At 75.4% G+C, this 15,817-nt stretch carries 16 protein-coding genes; 5 read left to right on the top strand and 11 right to left on the bottom strand.

Annotated elements, in window-relative coordinates:
• Nucleotides 1–68 precede the first annotated feature (68 nt).
• The 6 genes from ACI79P_RS07480 to pdhA all read right to left on the bottom strand — a co-directional run bounded on the left by ACI79P_RS07480 (nt 69) and on the right by pdhA (nt 5,797).
• On the bottom strand, nt 69–536 hold the full coding sequence (locus ACI79P_RS07480; RefSeq protein ID WP_456580405.1) for an SRPBCC family protein: 468 nt from the start codon (nt 534–536) through the stop codon (nt 69–71).
• Between the two features lie 81 nt (nt 537–617).
• Nucleotides 618–1,778: an AGE family epimerase/isomerase gene (locus ACI79P_RS07475; RefSeq protein ID WP_456580404.1), complete on the bottom strand. Its 1,161-nt coding sequence runs from the start codon at nt 1,776–1,778 to the stop codon at nt 618–620.
• Nucleotides 1,775–2,149 (bottom strand): hypothetical protein, encoded by a 375-nt coding sequence (locus ACI79P_RS07470; protein WP_456580403.1) that lies wholly within the window; start codon nt 2,147–2,149, stop codon nt 1,775–1,777. Before ACI79P_RS07470 ends, ACI79P_RS07475 begins: the two co-directional genes overlap by 4 nt.
• A 25-nt stretch (nt 2,150–2,174) precedes the next feature.
• A complete protein-coding gene (locus ACI79P_RS07465) occupies nt 2,175–3,677 on the bottom strand; it encodes a dihydrolipoamide acetyltransferase family protein (protein ID WP_456580402.1) in 1,503 nt (500 codons plus the stop codon).
• Nucleotides 3,678–3,680: 3 nt separating this feature from the next.
• On the bottom strand, nt 3,681–4,661 hold the full coding sequence (locus ACI79P_RS07460) for an alpha-ketoacid dehydrogenase subunit beta (RefSeq protein WP_456580401.1): 981 nt from the start codon (nt 4,659–4,661) through the stop codon (nt 3,681–3,683).
• Nucleotides 4,658–5,797, bottom strand: a complete 1,140-nt coding sequence (gene pdhA / locus ACI79P_RS07455) for a pyruvate dehydrogenase (acetyl-transferring) E1 component subunit alpha (RefSeq protein ID WP_456580400.1) — start codon at nt 5,795–5,797, stop codon at nt 4,658–4,660. Before pdhA ends, ACI79P_RS07460 begins: the two co-directional genes overlap by 4 nt.
• 217 nt (nt 5,798–6,014) lie before the next feature.
• On the opposite strand from pdhA, the gene ACI79P_RS07450 reads away from it, so the two are divergent.
• On the top strand, nt 6,015–6,488 hold the full coding sequence (locus ACI79P_RS07450; protein ID WP_456580399.1) for an Lrp/AsnC family transcriptional regulator: 474 nt from the start codon (nt 6,015–6,017) through the stop codon (nt 6,486–6,488).
• 15 nt (nt 6,489–6,503) lie between these two features.
• Here ACI79P_RS07450 and ACI79P_RS07445 read toward each other — a convergent pair whose 3' ends face one another.
• Complete coding sequence (locus ACI79P_RS07445; protein ID WP_456580398.1) at nt 6,504–6,755, bottom strand: DUF3253 domain-containing protein; 252 nt, start codon at nt 6,753–6,755, stop codon at nt 6,504–6,506.
• A 112-nt stretch (nt 6,756–6,867) separates the two neighbouring features.
• On the opposite strand from ACI79P_RS07445, the gene ACI79P_RS07440 reads away from it, so the two are divergent.
• Complete coding sequence (locus tag ACI79P_RS07440; RefSeq protein WP_456580397.1) at nt 6,868–7,386, top strand: hypothetical protein; 519 nt, start codon at nt 6,868–6,870, stop codon at nt 7,384–7,386.
• 131 nt (nt 7,387–7,517) lie between these two features.
• Here ACI79P_RS07440 and ACI79P_RS07435 read toward each other — a convergent pair whose 3' ends face one another.
• Together ACI79P_RS07435 and ACI79P_RS07430 are read right to left on the bottom strand one after the other, a co-directional pair.
• Nucleotides 7,518–8,840 (bottom strand): serine hydrolase domain-containing protein, encoded by a 1,323-nt coding sequence (locus tag ACI79P_RS07435; protein ID WP_456580396.1) that lies wholly within the window; start codon nt 8,838–8,840, stop codon nt 7,518–7,520.
• A gap of 35 nt (nt 8,841–8,875) precedes the next feature.
• Nucleotides 8,876–9,199 carry a DUF3817 domain-containing protein gene (locus ACI79P_RS07430; RefSeq protein WP_456580395.1) on the bottom strand — a complete coding sequence of 108 codons (324 nt, stop codon included), beginning with the start codon at nt 9,197–9,199 and terminating at the stop codon, nt 8,876–8,878.
• 116 nt (nt 9,200–9,315) lie between these two features.
• Here ACI79P_RS07430 and ACI79P_RS07425 point away from each other — a divergent pair, with 116 nt between their 5' ends.
• The gene (locus ACI79P_RS07425; protein WP_456580394.1) at nt 9,316–9,888 is read left to right on the top strand and encodes a hypothetical protein; all 573 of its coding nucleotides are present in this window, start codon (nt 9,316–9,318) and stop codon (nt 9,886–9,888) included.
• Here ACI79P_RS07425 and ACI79P_RS07420 read toward each other — a convergent pair.
• Complete coding sequence (locus ACI79P_RS07420) at nt 9,869–10,948, bottom strand: C40 family peptidase (protein ID WP_456580393.1); 1,080 nt, start codon at nt 10,946–10,948, stop codon at nt 9,869–9,871. The genes ACI79P_RS07425 and ACI79P_RS07420 overlap by 20 nt on opposite strands.
• A gap of 355 nt (nt 10,949–11,303) precedes the next feature.
• Between ACI79P_RS07420 and ACI79P_RS07415 the strand changes: the two genes are divergently transcribed.
• Complete coding sequence (locus ACI79P_RS07415; protein ID WP_456580392.1) at nt 11,304–12,224, top strand: YhjD/YihY/BrkB family envelope integrity protein; 921 nt, start codon at nt 11,304–11,306, stop codon at nt 12,222–12,224.
• On the opposite strand, the gene ACI79P_RS07410 is transcribed toward ACI79P_RS07415, so the two are convergent.
• A complete protein-coding gene (locus ACI79P_RS07410) occupies nt 12,168–14,588 on the bottom strand; it encodes a penicillin-binding protein (RefSeq protein ID WP_456580391.1) in 2,421 nt (806 codons plus the stop codon). The two genes, ACI79P_RS07415 and ACI79P_RS07410, sit on opposite strands and share 57 nt — an antisense overlap.
• Nucleotides 14,589–14,729: 141 nt before the next feature.
• Here ACI79P_RS07410 and ACI79P_RS07405 point away from each other — a divergent pair, with 141 nt between their 5' ends.
• Nucleotides 14,730–15,740: a zinc-binding dehydrogenase gene (locus ACI79P_RS07405; protein WP_456580390.1), complete on the top strand. Its 1,011-nt coding sequence runs from the start codon at nt 14,730–14,732 to the stop codon at nt 15,738–15,740.
• Nucleotides 15,741–15,817: the final 77 nt, after the last annotated feature.

Below are 15,817 nucleotides of genomic sequence, written 5' to 3'. Positions count from 1 at the left end.
GTGTCCTCCCTCAGCGCGTGCGGTGAGGGAGGACACCGGGGGATCAGGTCACCTGATCATCGCCGGGGTCAGGACTGGTCGGGGCGCGGCACGTCACCGCGCCAGGCACCGGTCTCGGTGCCGCGGCTCTCGATGAACTCCTTGAACTTCTTCGCGTCGGCCTTGACCTGCCGGTCGTCGAAGCCGAGCGCGGCGCCGGCCTTCTCGACCAGCCCGGTGGGCTCCCAGTCGATCTGGATCATGACGCGGGTCTTGGCGTCGTCCAGCCGGTGGAACGTCACCACGCCCGCGTGCTTGGCATCGCCGCTGGTGCTGGTCCAGGCCACCCGCTCCTCGGGGTGCTGCTCGGTGATCTCGGCGTCGAACTCGCGCTTCACGCCGTCGATGTTGGTGACCCAGTGGGTGTGGGTCTCGTCGATCTGCGTGATCCTCTCGACACCGCCCATGAACTTCGGGAAGGTCTCGAACTGCGTCCACTGGTCGTAGGCGACGCGGATCGGGACGTCGACGTCGACGGACTCCTGCACGCTGGCCACGTTCTCAGCTCCTCGTGTCGCTTGTTCGGTCGGGCCGCCACCTACCCCGCGCCGACGGGGCCGACACGTGGTCCGCGCTGCTCAGCGCAGCGCGGCCGCGATGCTCCCGCGCACCGGCCGGTCCGCCACCAGCAGCATCTGGGCCAGGTGGTAGGCGTCCGGCTGCCCGGCCCAGGTGCCCTCGGCGACCTCTCCGGTGGGGGTCAGCTCGTGGTGCCAGCTCCCCGTGGCGGGGTCGGCGAACCGCTCCTCCCCGTGCGCCCGCCAGCGCTCGGCCAGCCCCCGGTAGCGCTGCTCACCGGTGACCCGGGCCAGGACGGCGGCGGCCGCGACCGCCTCGCAGAGCACCCAGTGCATGCGCGCGCCGACGACCGGCCGGTCGTCCCAGTCCAGCGTGTACGGGAAGCCCTCGCGCCCGTCGGCGGCCCACCCACGCGTCGCCGCCGCGTCGAAGAGCGCGACGGCGTCCTCGAGCAGCCAGGACGGCGGCTCGGGCAGGGCGGCCCGCAGGTGCAGTGCGAGGCGGGCCCACTCGAACTGGTGCCCGACCGTGACGCCGTAGGGCTGGAACGGGTCGGCCGGGCGGTCGCGGTTGTGGTCGGGCAGCGGCTCCCACGCGGCGGTGAAGTGCTCGGGCAGCCGCCAGGCCCGCTCGCGGGCGAAGCCGTGCACGATCCGCTCGGTGCTGCGCAGCGCCTGCCCGCGCAGCCGGTCGGCGAGGGCGGCGTCGTCGACCGCGTCGGCGGCGGCGAGCACCGCCTCGACGCCGTGCATGTTCGCGTTGGCGCCCCGGTAACCGGACAGCCGCGTCCAGCCGGCGTCCCACTCGTCGACCGCCAGCCCGGCGTCGGCGTCCCAGAAGCGGTCCTGCCAGACGGCGACGGCCTCGTCGAGCAGGCCGCGGCCGCCGTCGGCCCCCGCGGTGGTCGCCGTCGCGCCGGCGAGGACGACGAACGCGTGCACGTAGGCGGCCTTGGCGTCGTCGCCCCCCGTCGCGCGCCATCCGCCGTGCACGGCGTCGTGGAGCGGGCCGGAGCGCAGCGCGGCGACGCCGTGCCGGACCAGTTCGTCCGCCCCGGGCCGGCCGAGGAGCGCGGCCAGCCCGAAGACGTGGGTCATCCGGGCGACGATCCACGTCTCCTGCGGCCGCGGCAGCACCGCCCCGTCCGAGCCCAGGTAGCCGAACCCGTCGGGCAGCCGCGACCGCGCCGCGAAGTCCAGCAGCCGGTCGAGGTCGGTCACGAGGCGCGCTCGCCGGCGACGCCCAGCGCCAGTCGGACGGTGGCCACCATGATCACCACGAGCCCGAGCAGGTGCACCGCCCCGGCCCCGATGTTCGGCCCGTCCGCCGACACCAGGTCCAGCACCACGAGGACCAGGAGGGCGACGAGGACGACTCCTCCCACCCGCCGGGGACCGCCGACCGCGCTCTCTCCCGGCGAGGCCAGGAGGAGCACGGCGGCGGCGAGGGCCAGCGCATAGCCGGTGAACTGGGCCAGCGACGGCGCGAGGCCCTGCTCGGGCCCCGGCCGGCTCCCGCTGACGACGATGGCCACGCCGCTGCAGAGCGCGAAGAGCAGCAGCAGGACGAGAGCCGTCCGACGTCGGTCCACGGAGCCACCCTCCCGCGCGCGCCGGTCAGAAGGCCAGCGCCGCGCCCGGATCGTGCAGCAGCGCCCCCACGTCGGCCAGGAACCTCGACCCCAGCTCGCCGTCGACGATGCGATGGTCGAAGCTCAGCGCCAGCTGCGTCACCTGCCGGGGGCGGACCTTGCCCTTGTGCACCCACGGCATCTCCCGCACGGCGCCGAAGGCGAGGATCACCGACTCCCCTGGGTTGAGGATCGGCGTCCCGGTGTCGACCCCGAAGACGCCCACGTTGGTGATGGTGAGCGTGCCGCCGGTCATGTCGCCCGGGGCGGTGCGCCCGGCCCGCGCCGTCTCGGTCAGCTCGGCCAGCGCGCCGGCGAGCTCGGCCAGGGAGAGCCGGCCGGCGTCCTTGATGTTGGGGACGACCAGCCCGCGGGGCGTGGCCGCGGCGATGCCGAGGTTGACCTGGCCGTGGACGACGATCTCCTGCGCCGCCTCGTCCCAGGAGCTGTTCACCATCGGGTGCCGCTGGGCCGCCAGGAGCACCGCCTTGGCCACGAACAGCAGCGGGCTGACCTTCACCCCGGCGAGCTCGGGCCGGGCGGCCAGCCGGCTGCGCAGCTTCATCATCCGGGTGACGTCGACGGTCAGGAACTCCGTGACGTGCGGGGCGGTGAAGGCGCTGGCCACCATCGCGGCCGCGGTGGCCTTGCGGACCCCCTTGACCGGGATCCGCTGCTCCCCGGCGGTGCCCGCGACGGGGGCCCGGGTGCCGGCGCCGTCGGCCCGCGCGGCGACGGCGGCGTCGACGTCGGCCCGGGTGATGCAGCCGTCGGTGCCCGTCCCCGAGACCGTGGTCAGGTCCACGCCGAGATCCTTGGCGTACTTGCGCACCGGCGGCTTGGCCAGCGGGCGGGGTCCGCGCCGGCCGGGGGCGGACCCGCGCGACGGCGCGGCCTCCTCACGGCGGGCGGCGGCCTCGGCCTGGCGGCCGACCTCCAGCCCGCCGTGGCGCACCGGCTTGCTGCGCATGTCGGGAGCCGTGGCCAGCAGCGGCGGGCCGTCGTCGGAGGGCAGGGGCGGCCGGTCGGTGCCGCCGGAGCCGTAGTCGGCGCCGGGCAGCGCGGTGGCGCGGGCGGCGGCCGCGGCGCCCGAGCGGCGCGGCCGGCGGCGGGCCTCGGTCGTCCGCGGGCCGTAGCCGACCAGCACCGCGGTGCGCCCACCCGGGGCGGCCCCGCCGATCAGCCCCGCTGCCGGCTCCTCGCCGGTCTCGGCCCCCTCGCCGGCCGGCTCCGCCGCCGGGGCATCGCCGCCCACGTCGACGGTGATGATCGGCTCCCCGACGTCGACCGTCGTGCCGGCCTCGTGCAGCAGCTCGACGACGGTGCCGGCCCACGGTGAGGGCAGCTCGACGGCGGCCTTCGCCGTCTCCACCTCGCACAGCGGCTGGTTGACGGTGACGGTGTCGCCGACGGCCACGAGCCACTGGAGGATCTCGCCCTCGGTGAGCCCCTCACCGACGTCGGGCAGCTTGAACTGTCGCTGGGCCACGGCTCAGAACTCCATCGCGCGGTCGACGGCGTCCAGCACCCGGTCGAGGTCGGGGAGGTACTCCTCCTCCAGCTTCGACGGCGGGTAGGGGGTGTCGAAACCCCCGACCCGCAGCACCGGCGCCTCCAGGGAGTGGAAGCAGGTCTCGGTCACCCGGGCGGCGATCTCCGCGCCGAGCCCGAGGGTGACGGGTGCCTCGTGGACGACGACGCAGCGGCCGGTGCGGCGCACCGACTCGAAGACCGGCTGGAGGTCCAGCGGGGAGACGGTGCGCAGGTCGACCACTTCCAGCGAGCGCCCCTCGCCGGCGACCGCCTCGGCGGCCTGCAGCGCCGTCTTCACCATGGGGCCGTAGGCGAGCACCGTGACGTCGTCGCCGCCGCGGACCACGCGGGAGGCGAACAGCGGGTCGGGGGTGGCGTCGGTGTCGACCTCGGCCTTCTCCCAGTACCGCCGCTTGGGCTCCAGGAAGACGATCGGGTCGGGGTGGGCGATCGCCTGCTGGATGCCCCAGTAGGCGTCGACCGGGTTGCTGACCGCGACCACCTTGAGCCCGGCAGTGTGCGCGAAGTACGCCTCGGGGCTCTCGCTGTGGTGCTCGACGGCCCCGATGCCGCCGCCGAAGGGGATGCGGATGACGATCGGCATCGGCAGCCGGCCCTTCGACCGGGCGTGCATCTTGGCCACCTGGGTGACGATCTGGTTGTAGGCGGGGAAGACGAACCCGTCGAACTGGATCTCGCAGACCGGCCGGTAGCCGCGCATCGCCAGCCCGACAGCGGTGCCCAGGATCCCGGCCTCGGCCAGGGGCGTGTCGACGACGCGGGCCTCGCCGAAGTCCTTCTGCAGGCCGTCGGTGATGCGGAAGACACCGCCCAGCTTGCCGATGTCCTCCCCCATGAGCACGACCTTGGCGTCGTCCTCCATGGCCTTGCGCAGGCCGAGGTTCAGGGCCTTGCCGATGGTCAGGGTCTCGGTGCTCATTCGCCGGCCTCCTCGAAGCTCGCGCGGTAGGCGACGAAGTCGTCGCGCTGGGCGGCCAGCCACGGGGTCTGCTCCGCGTAGACGGAGTCGAACATCGCCGTCGGTTCGGGGTCGGGCATGTCGACGGTGCCGCTGCGGATCCGCACGGCGAGCTCGTCGGCCTCGCGCTCCACGCCGTCGAAGAACGCCGCATCGGCCTTGTCGTGGCGGGAGAGGTGGGCCTTCAGCCGGGCGATCGGGTCGCGCAGCTTCCACTCCTCCAGCTCGCTGGCCAGCCGGTACCGGGTGGGGTCGTCGGAGGTGGTGTGCGCGCCCATCCGGTAGGTGAACGCCTCGATGAAGGTCGGCCCCTGGCCCTCGCGCGCGGCCTGGAGCGCCTGCCGCGTCACGGCCAGGACGGCGAGGACGTCGTTGCCGTCGACCCGGACGCCGGGGAAGCCGAAGCCGGCCGCGCGCCGGTACAGCGGGACGCGCGACTGCCGCTCGAGCGGGACGCTGATCGCGTACTGGTTGTTCTGGCAGAAGAAGACGACGGGGGCCGAGAAGCTCGCCGCCCAGATCATCGCCTCGTTGACCTCGCCCTGGCTGGTGGCGCCGTCGCCGAGGAAGGCCAGCGCCGCGCTCTCGGCGCCGTCGCGCTGCAGCCCCATGGCGTAGCCGGTGGCGTGCAGGGTCTGCGCGCCGATGACCACGGTGTAGAGGTTGAAGCCGGTGGCCACCGGGTCCCAGCCGCCGTTGTCCACGCCGCGGAACAGGCTGATGACGTGCAGCGGGTCGACGCCGCGGGTCCAGGCGACGCCGTGCTCGCGGTAGGTCGGGAAGGCCATGTCGGAGGCGGCCATCGCGCGGCCGGCGCCGATCTGCGCGGCCTCCTGGCCCAGCAGCGAGGCCCAGATGCCGAGCTCGCCCTGGCGCTGCAGCGCGGTCGCCTCGACGTCCCACCGGCGGACCAGCACCAGGTCGCGGTAGAGGTCGCGCAGCTCCTCGTCGGAGATCTCCAGCGAGTAGTCGGGGTGCTCGACCCGCTCGCCCTCGGGCGTGAGCAGCTGGACCAGCTGCGTCCGCTGCGGCAGGTGGGGGGCGTCGGCCCCCGGGACGGGGTCGACCATCTCGGTGGTCTCTGGCAACGCTGTCACCGGTCGCGCTCCTCGCCGTCGGCCACCGCCACCGGGGTCACCGGCGGCGCGGTGGTGCTGGACGTTGCGGCCCGCCGGGTGTGGCGGCCCTCACACATCCTGGCACGGCCTCCCCGCCGCTGACCAGCCCGGGCGGGGGGCGATCTGCGCAGGGGTGGTCGAGGGAGTTGCGCAGAAAGCTGCCCGCGCACGGCCGGGAGCTGACAGACTGCCCAGCGTGCCGGAGATCGACGCCACCGACGCGCGGCTGCTGCTGGCCCTCACCGAGGACCCGCGGGCCAGCGTCATGGCGCTGTCGCAGCGGCTCGGCCTCGCCCGGAACACCGTGCAGAGCCGGCTCGCCCGGCTGGAGGGCAACGGCGTGCTCGGCCCGCTGGACCAGCGGGTCCGCCCGGAGGCCCTCGGGTACCGGCTGACCGCCTACATGTCGGTGCAGGTGGCGCAGCGCGGGCTGGCCGAGGTCAGCGGCGCGCTCGCCGGGCTCCCCGAGGTGCTCGAGGTGACCGGCCTCTCGGGCGCCACCGACCTGCTGGTGCACGTCGCGGCCACCGACGCCGACCACCTGTGGCGGATCACCGAGGCGGTGCTGGCCATCCCCGGCGTCCAGCGGGTGGACACCGCCCTGGCGATGCGCCGGTTCGTCGAGCGGCGCGTGGGGCCGCTGCTGCACCGCGCCGCCGGCACCGGCTAGCGGGGCCGGCACTGGCTAGCGGGGCCGGCGGATCCGCACGGGTCCTCGGGCGGTCCGGACGTCGACCACCTCGCCGCCCTGGGTCACCTCGACGGTCCCCGCGTCCGCGAGGCGGCCGGCCGCGCGGCGCGCTTCGGGCATCAGGTCGCGCCAGCCCTCGGGATCGAGCGCCCGAGCAGCCTCGGAAGGGCAGAGGGAGGCCTCCGCGCGACGCTGCCCGAGCAGCTCGCCGATGGTGCGCTCCAGCTCGGCGCCGACGTCGTCCACCTGCCCAGCGTGGCCGTGCCCGAGCGGCTCCGCCAGGGGTGCCGGTCGCCGCGGCCCGGGCGAGGACGCGGTCGGTGGGTGGGGCCGCTTCCGGGCGGGTACCGGGCCGCACATGGCGAAGCGGACCCCGGTAGGGCGCACCGGCAAGGGCAGGCGCGGCATCAGCACGCTGGGCTGGGCGCTGAGGGGGGCGGCCGCCGGCGCGGCCGGCACGACGGCGCTCAACGCCGTCACCTACCTGGACATGGTGGTGCGCGGCCGGGGCAGCAGCTCGACGCCCGAGCGGACCGTCGAGAAGCTCGCGGAGGCGGCGCACGTGCCCATCCCGGGCGACGAGCAGACCCGGCGGAACCGCGTCCAGGGGCTCGGGCCCATGACGGGGCTGGTGGCCGGCGTCGGGGTCGGCGTGGTCGGCGGGCTGGCGCGAGCGGCGGGTCTCCTGTCGGCCAAGCCCGTCGGTGTCGCCCTCACCGCGCTGGGCGCCATGGTGGCGGCCAACGGCCCGATGACCGTGCTCGGCGTGACCGACCCGCGCACCTGGTCGACGACCGACTGGCTCAGCGACCTGGTGCCGCACCTGGCCTACGGCCTCGTCGTCAAGACCACGATCGACGCGTTCGACCGCCCGTGACGGCGCCCGGCGATGACGGCGCCCGGCGATGACCAGGTGCCCTGATCGTGGAGCGTCCTCCCTCAGCGCCCACGGTGAGGGAGGACACCGCATGATCAGGTTCCCTGATCGTGGCGCGGGGGGAGAGCGGGTCAGCGCCAGCCGCGGTCGTCCACACCGCCGGGCACCGGCGCGGCGGGGTCGTACGGGGTGCGGGTGAAGACGAAGGTGTCGAGCTCCAGGTGGTCGTCGGCGATGCGCAGCGCCTCCCCCGCGAAGTAGCCGTCCAGCCCCCGCCAGGTGCCGCCCTCGTCCGGCGCGAACCGGCTGGCCCGGCCCGGCCGCCCGGGCAGCGGGCCCAGGTGCAGCAGCCCGCCGCTGACCGAGCGCAGGAGGTAGGGCGCGGGCCCCCAGAACCAGACACCGAGGGTCTCCAGGGGCACCGGCGCGGGGGCGGGCACCCACGGCTCGACGACCCGCGGCTCGGCGGCGCGCAGGTCGGCCAGCAGGCCGAACACCAGCGGGTCCAGGCCGCTGGTCGTGTTGGCCAGCGAGACCGCGCCAGTCTGCTCCTCGCGGTCGACGAAGACGCCGGCCAGGAAGCCGGGCATCGAGCCGCCGTGGCCCACCAGCGTCCGCCCGTCGACCCGCACCACCTGCACGCCCAGCCCGTAGGAGGACCAGCCGGGCGCGGAGGAGTCCACCCCGGCGGGCACGGTCATCTCCTCCAGCGTCGCCGGGTCGAGCACGTCCGCGGTGTCACCGAGGAGGAACGCGGCGAACCGGCCGAGGTCGGCCAGCGTCGCCCACAGCTGCCCGGCGGCCGCCATCACGCCGGCGTGGTGCTCGGGTTCGGGCAGCACGACGTCGGCCCAGGGGTGCACCGCCCGTCCCTCGGCGGCCGGGGCCACCGGGCGGGGGGTCGTGCGCGCCATGCCCAGCGGCGCCAGCACCTCGGCGGTGACGACGTCGTCCCAGGACGAGCCGCGCAGCCTCGCGACGAGCTCGCCGAGCAGGCCGAAGCCGAGGTTGGAGTAGTGGAACCGGCGCGCGGCGCCGAGGACGACGTCGGTCTCCGCCAGCCCCAGCTCCTCCAGCGACCCGCCCGGTGTCCGCTCCCACCAGCCGCCGGGGCTCTCCGCCGAGGCGCCGGCGAGGTGGGAGAGCAGCTGCCCGACCGTGCGGTCGCCGAACGGCGTGCCGGGCAGGTGGCGCTCCAGCGGGTCGTCCAGCCCCAGCCGGCCCTCGTCGCGCAGCCGCATGACGACGACGGCCGTCACGGTCTTGCTGATCGACCCCAGCCGGTACTGGACGTCGGTGTGCGGCCCGGGCACCTCCCCGCGGCCGGCCGACCACGCCAGCCCGCCGTCGCGGACCACGCCGGCGACCAGGCCGGGAGACCGGCCGTCGCGCTGGACCCGGGCCGTGCGGGCGAGCAGGAGGCGGGCGGTCGAGGGGAGCACGGGCTCGGGCATGACGGCGACCGTAGCGACCGGCCGGGCCCGGTGGCTCAGGCGGTCAGCGCCTCGCGCGCGGGGAGCGCGCCGGTGCGGGTGGCCCACCGCTCGAACCAGACGGTGGCCAGCGGCGGCACCGAGGCGGCCAGCGCGAGCAGCGTCGTGGGCAGCGACCAGCGCAGCACCCGGGCGGCGACCAGGGCGACGAGGACGTAGACGACGAAGACGCCGCCGTGGATGGGCCCGAACACCTGGACGCCCACCTCGGAGGTCTGCAGCACCCACTTCACGAACATCCCGGCCAGCAGGCCGACCCAGGTGATCGCCTCGGCGACGGCGACGATGCGGAAGGCGGTGGTGACGGTGCGCGGGTTCAACGGGGCGTCCTCGGGTCGGGGGCGGGATCCGGCAGGTGAACGAGCGGGCCGCCGGCGACGTCCCCGCGCGGGGGTGTGACGTACGCGGCAGCCGGCCCGGTGGCAGGGTCGGCAGCGTGCGCGGACTGGCCCGGCGGGAGTTCTGCCTGGTGCTGCTGCGCCGGATGGCCGACGTCCGGCCCGACCTCACCGCCGCCGCCCTGCCCCGGCTCGGGGCGACCCGGGCGGAGGCCCACGCCGCGCACACCCGCTGGCAGGCGCTGCAGCACTCCCGGCGGGCCCCGCGCGGGCTGGCCCTGCGCACGGCGGTCCTCGGCCCCCCGGAGGAGCTGGAGGACCGGCGCGTCGGCGACCTGGACATCCAGGTTCGGCGCTGGCCGCTGCCGCTGTGGCCGCACCAGTGGTGGGAGGTCGTCAGCGGCCCTGGGGGTGCCGTGCTGCACGAGCACCTCGCCCGGGCGCCGGGGTCACCGGTACCCCGGGCCCGCCCGCGTCGCCTGCTGGTGTGGGAGCACGTGCTCGACGACGTCGTCGGGTTGCCGGGCGCCCGCGGGGTCGAAACCGGCGTGCCCACCCGCTCCGAGGTGCGGCTGCCCGGCGGGGAGCGGGCGGTCTTCGTCTGGGGGTTGCTGCAGCAGGTGACCCCACGCCCCGGAGGGGGTCCCCCCGCTACCCCGCGATGCGGTTGAACTTCGGCGTCGCGCCCATGTCGTCGATGCTGGCAACCTTCACGACGTCGCCCGAGGTCGGGGCGTGCACCATCTGGCCGTTCCCGAGGTAGATCCCGATGTGGCTGACCGGGCTGTAGAAGGCGACCAGGTCGCCGGGGCGAGCTTCGGCGCGGGACACCGGGGTGCCGATCGAGGCCTGGTTGCGGCTGGCGCGCGGCAGCGCGATCCCGGCCGCCCGGAAGGCGTAGGAGGTCAGGCCCGAGCAGTCGAACGCGCCGGGGCCCGTCGCCGCCCACACGTAGGGCTTGCCGCGCTGCGCCATGGCGGTGTCGACGGCGATCTGCGCGGCGCGGCTGTCCGCCGCCACGGGAGCGGACGGCGCGGCTGCCACCGCCTCCCGCTCCCCGCGGCTGGCGCGCTGGGGCTCCCCGTCGCGCTCCTCGGCGTGGTGCGCCTCGGCCACGGCCTGGCGCTCGGCGGCGCTGAGCCGGTCGAACTGGGCACGGAACTCGTCGACCTGCTCCTGCAGCTCGGCCTGCTGGCCGGCGATGGAGTCGTAGGTGGCCCGCGCCTGGGCGGCGGCCTGCTGCGCGGTGGCCTGGGCCTGCGCGGCGGCCACGTTCGCCTCGGCGGCCCGGGTCAGCACCACGCCCTGGTGCCCGGAGATCGTCTCGAGCGTGCTCACGCGGCTGACGAACTCGTCGGCCGAGTCGCTGGTGAGCAGGGCCTGGAAGGAGCTCAGACCTTCGCCGGTCCAGGCGCTGCGGGCGATGCCGCGCACCTGCTCCTGGGCGCGGGCCAGGTCGGCGGTGGCCTGCTGGAGCTGGGCGGCGGCCGCCTCGGCGGTGGCCTGCTGGGTCGCCAGTGCATCCCGTGCCGCGTTGAACTCCTCGGTGACGACCTCGAGCTGGTGGCCGCGCTCGGCGACGAGCCGGGCCGCCTCACCGGACGTGGCGGGAGAGCCGGGAGCCGCGGAGGCGGGCACCGTGGCGAGCAGGATGCCGACCGTGCCGGCCAGGGCCAGCCCCACCCGCCCGGCGGTGCGGCGGCGGGCGGTTGTGCGCAGGGGGGTCGCCATGGTGCGGCGGCTCTCCGATCTCGTCCACGGCCGCCTGCCGGGACCGGCCGGGCGCCCCCGTGCGGCGGAACGGACGGGTCCGTCCCGCCACGACGCTGCGACGGTCCCGGTCCGGCAGCCCGCGGGTACGCGGGTCCGGCTCGACGGCGCCCGGCGGGGGTCACTCGGCAGTGACGGAAAGCCCCGACGGACCTACTCACCGTAGGCGGCGTGACCCGGTCGTGACAATGCCGTGAACCACATTCGTGTAGTTCTTCCCGGGTCACGTCACAGCAGCCCCACCCGACGCCGCGCGGACGCGGCCGGGGCAGTTTCGGCACGGCCCCGCGGGACCACTACCGGAGGATGGATCGCCGTGAGCCCCTCGAGTGATCCGCAGCGCGGGAGCCGGTCGTCCCGGGCGGTCGCCGCGCTCCGCGACCTCGTCCGGGGCGTGCGCGCCCGGCTGCGGGGACGCGACCTCATGCTCATCGCCGCCGGGCTCACCTTCTACGCCGGCATCGCCGTCGTCCCCCTGGTGGTACTCGCCTTCGGGCTGACCGCCTGGCTCACCTCCCCGGATCGGGTGCGGGAGCTCGGCGACCGGCTCGGTGACCTGCTGCCCGGCGCGCTCGGCGCCCCGGACGCCGTCGAGCGGCTGGTCCAGGCCGGCGCGGGGCTGGACCCGCTCGGCGCCCTGCTGGCCCTGCTGCCCATGTCCTTCTACGGCGAGGGGCTCCGGCGCGCCCTCCTGCGTTTCTCCGCACGGCATGCCCGGCACGAGGGGCACACCGCCTGGCGCGGCCGGCTCGCCGCCCTGCCGCTGCTGCTGCTCGCCCCGGTGCTGCTCTACCCGCTGCTGCTCGCCGCGGCGCGGATGGCCGACCTGGCCGAGCGCGGGGGCGTGGCGGCCACGGTCGGGCAGGTGGCGCTCGGCTACTACGCGGTGCTGGCCGCGCTCACCCTGCCGCTGGCCTGGGGGTTCCGGGTCGTCGGCGGCGGCCGCGTGCGGTGGCGGTCGCTGCTGGTCGGCGCGCTGTTCACCGCCGCCTGCCTGTCCGGCTTCCTGCAGGGGTTCGTGCTGTTCCTGGCGCTGCCGCTGGACCTCGGCGCGCCGTTCGGCGACCTGGACGTCGTCGGCGGCGTGGTCGCGCTCGCGCTCTGGCTGTTCCTCCTCCACCTGGTCGTCCTGCTGGGCTGGCTGACCACCCAGACGCTGGACGAGCTGGTGGACCGCCGCTCAGCGTCGCGGCGGCGGATAGGGGAACCGGTCGAGCCAGGTCTCGACCGGGCCTAGCTCCGGGTCGTCGGGCACCGCAGGGTCACCGGTCCCGCGATCCGGCTCGGGCACGACCGGCGGGGCCGGTGGCGGCGGCACCGGCTCGGGCGCCGGCTCGGGAGCCGGCGGGGGCAGCGGGGGCGGCGGGGGCGGCGGCGGAGGCGGCAGGTAGCGGGAGCCGTTGCTGACGAGGACGGCGACGACCTGTCCCGGCACCGCCCGCCCACCCGCCGGCGGGCTGGTCCCCACGAGCTGCCCCTGGGCCAGCTCGCTGTCCACCCGCACCACGCGGGGGAGGAGACCGGCGGCCTCGAGCACGTCCTGGCACCGGAACGGCTCCCCGCAGGAGGGCACGCGGATCGTGTTGCCGCGCACGACCGCGGGGTCCGCGGGCGGGAAGTCGCTGCTGCCCCGCGTGGTGAGGACGGGCGCCATCGCGTCGTGCCAGATGGTGGCGCCCTTGTCGCCGCCGAAGCCGCCGACGTCCTGGCTCTCCTTGGGGTTGAACACCATGACGCTGGCCGCGATCTCCGGCGTGTAGCCCACGAACGCCACCGAGACGTTGTCCTGCGTGGTGCCGGTCTTGCCCGCGATCTGGTGGCCCGGCACGTACGCGCGCCGGCCGGTCTGCCCGCCGAAACCGGGCTCGACGTCCTTGCGCAGCATCTGGTTGAGGGTGTTCGCGACCCCGGCCGGGATGGACTCGGGCGTGCAGCGGTCGCCGTCGACCAGCGGCTCGCCGTCGTCGCCGAGGACGGGCTCCCCCTCGCGGTCGAGGATCCCGGTCACCGGGACGACGTCGCACCGGGTGCCCGAGGCCGCCAGCGTGGAGTAGGCGCTGGCCAGCCCCAGCGGGCTGGTCGCCTCCGGGCCGAAGGCGAAGGAGCCGTTGTTCTCGTCGACGGTGCGCTGCGCCAGGCCCTGCGGGCCGTACTCGTAGAGCCCCATGCGCTCGGCCATGCGCACCGGTTCCTCGACGCTGCCGAGCGCGTCCTCGAGGGCGAGGAAGTAGGTGTTGGAGGACTGGTAGAGGGCGGTGGTCAGGTCCAGGCTCGCCCGGTAGCTGCCGGAGTTGCGGACGTCGTAGAACCCGTCGCCCTCCCGGTACACGCGCGAGACGTAGGGGCTCGGCGCGGTGAGCGTGTACTCCGTGGAGTAACCGCGGGCCAGCGCCGCGGCGGCCACGAACACCTTGTAGGTGGAGCCCGCGCCACGGCTCGGGAGGGCGTTGAGGTTCACCGACTCCTGCCGCCGGTCCGCCTCGTCGTGGCCGTAGATCCGGTTGACGCTCATCGCCAGCAGGTGCCCGGTGCCCGGCTCGACCGCGGTGAAGGTGGCGGCCAGCGGGCTCTCCAGCGGCTGGTTGGCGAGCACTGCGGCGTCACCGGCGCGCTGCAGGTCGGCGTCCAGCGTGGTCTGGATGACGTAGCCGTTGCGCTCGAGGTCGTCCTGGGTCAGCCCCAGCTCGTCGATCAGGTACTGCTGGACGAAGTCGCAGACGTAGGCACCCACGGTCGCCTCGACGCAGCCGCGGGGCGGCGCCGGGGCCGGGGCCAGGCCGAGGGGGGCGGCCGAGGCCTCCGCCTGCTGCTCGGGGCTGATGTACCCCTGCTCGGCCATCCGGGCGAGCACCTGGTTGCGCCGGACGGTCGCGCCCTCGGGGTCGGTGAAGGGGTCGTGGTCCGTGGGGCTCTGCACCAGGCCGGCCAGCAGCGCCGCCTGGGGCAGGGTCAGCCGCGCGGCGTCGACGCCGAAGAACGCCCGGGCCGCGGGCTGCACCCCGTAGGCGTTCTGCCCGAAGTAGACGATGTTGAGGTACCGCGTGAGCAGCTCGTCCTTGGTGTAGGCCGACTCCATCGCCAGGGCCAGCCGGGCCTCGCGCAGCTTGCGGCCGAAGGTCTTCTCGGTGGCGGCGTTCCGCTCGTCCTGGGTGCGCGCCGACTGCAGCAGGGTCTGCTTGACCAGCTGCTGGGTGAGGGTGGACCCACCCTCCTCGACCTCGCCGGCGGCGATGTTCGTGACCAGGGCGCGCGTCGTCCCCTGCACGTCGAGGCCGCCGTGGTCGTAGAAGCGCGCGTCCTCGACGGCGACCAGCGCCTGCCGCATGACCTCGGCGATCTGGTCGAAGGCGACCGGCTCGCGGTTCTCCCGGTAGAAGGAGGTGATCAGCTCACCGTTGGCCGCGAGCACCACGGTGTTGCGCGCCGGCACCTCGACCGAGAACTCCTCCGGCGGGTCGCCGAGCAGGGCCGAGGAGCTGCGCGCGGCCAGGGCGGGTCCGCCGATCCAGGGGAGGAGCAGCCCGGCCAGCAGGACGCCGGCGAGCAGCACGGCGCCCGCGAGCGTGAGCAGGGTGCGACCCGGCCTCGTGCGCGACTCCATGACCCTCCTCCGGCTGTTCGTGCAGCTCAGCAGGGCCGATGGCGATCCACAACCACCCGCGCGGTGGCGCGTCAACCGGAACTCTCCCGTCCGCCTCCCGGTTCCCGCGCGTCACACGGGCTCGCGGCGTTGGATGGGGGCATGCCTGACTCGATGCTGGCCGGCCGGCTGGACGTGCGCACCCGTGAGTTCGTGGTCAAGGAGGTGCCCAGGCCGGCGCCCGGCCCCGGGGAGGTGTTGGTCCGGGTCGCCGCGGCCGGCATCTGCCTCTCCGACGTCCACCTGATCGAGGGGCAGCTCTCCCCGCTGTTCCTGGCCGGTGACGAGGTGACGCTCGGGCACGAGGTGGCCGGCACCGTCGCGGAGCTCGGCGACGGCGTGGGCGGCCTGACCGAGGGGCAGCGGGTGCTCCTGCAGGCCGGGGAGGAGAAGGACGGCTGGATCCACACCCGTGGCGTCGACTACGACGGCGGCTGGGCGCAGTACGCCCTGGCGACGGCGGGCACGGTCGTGCCCATCCCCGACACGCTGCCCTTCGAGCAGGCCTGCATCGTGCCCGATGCGGTCTCGACGCCGTGGGCCTCGATCGTGCGGACGGCCCAGGTGCGCGCCGCCCAGCCGGTCGGCGTCTGGGGCATCGGCGGGCTCGGCGCGCACGCGGTGCAGCTGCTGCGGCTGGCCGGGGCCGCCCCGATCGTCGCCGTCGACCCGGCGCCCGCGGCCCGGCAGCGGGCGCTGGACTTCGGCGCGGACCTCGCGCTGGACCCGTCCGAGGACATCGCCACCCGCGTGCGGGAGCTCACCGGTGGCGCCGGGCTGGCCTTCGCCTTCGACTTCGCCGGCGTCGCGCCGGTGCGCGAGCAGGCGGTGCGCTGCCTGGAGCGGGACGGGGCCCTCGTGCTGGTCGGCCTGACCGACCAGCCGCTGGAGATCCGCAACGGGACCCAGTTCAGCTACTTCGGGCAGCGGATCCTCGGCCACTACGGCTCCGAACCGGGCCACGTCGAGGAGTTGGTCGACCTGGTCCGGCACCACCGGCTCGATCTCTCCCGCTCCATCTCCGGCACGCTCCCGCTCGCCGACGCCGCCGAGGGCGTGCAGCGGCTGGCGAACAAGGAGGGCGACCCCATCCGCCTGGTCCTCACGCCCTGACTCTGTCGTCCTCCGGACGACACGGCGGCCAGGTGCCGTGCCCACCGCCGTCGAGCCGCCCCACGCGACGTCGAGCC

It is taken from the genome of Blastococcus sp. SYSU DS0510, from assembly GCF_054050835.1.
This window is presented reverse-complemented; position numbering and strand designations above follow the sequence as displayed.

Coding starts and splice junctions, on each gene's coding strand:
- ACI79P_RS07460 (WP_456580401.1), bottom strand. CDS start 4,661: ATGAGCACCGAGACCCTGACCATCGGCAAGGCCCTGAACCTCGGCCTG.
- ACI79P_RS07440 (WP_456580397.1), top strand. CDS start 6,868: ATGGCGAAGCGGACCCCGGTAGGGCGCACCGGCAAGGGCAGGCGCGGC.
- ACI79P_RS07435 (WP_456580396.1), bottom strand. CDS start 8,840: ATGCCCGAGCCCGTGCTCCCCTCGACCGCCCGCCTCCTGCTCGCCCGC.
- ACI79P_RS07420 (WP_456580393.1), bottom strand. CDS start 10,948: ATGGCGACCCCCCTGCGCACAACCGCCCGCCGCCGCACCGCCGGGCGG.
- ACI79P_RS07410 (WP_456580391.1), bottom strand. CDS start 14,588: ATGGAGTCGCGCACGAGGCCGGGTCGCACCCTGCTCACGCTCGCGGGC.
- ACI79P_RS07405 (WP_456580390.1), top strand. CDS start 14,730: ATGCCTGACTCGATGCTGGCCGGCCGGCTGGACGTGCGCACCCGTGAG.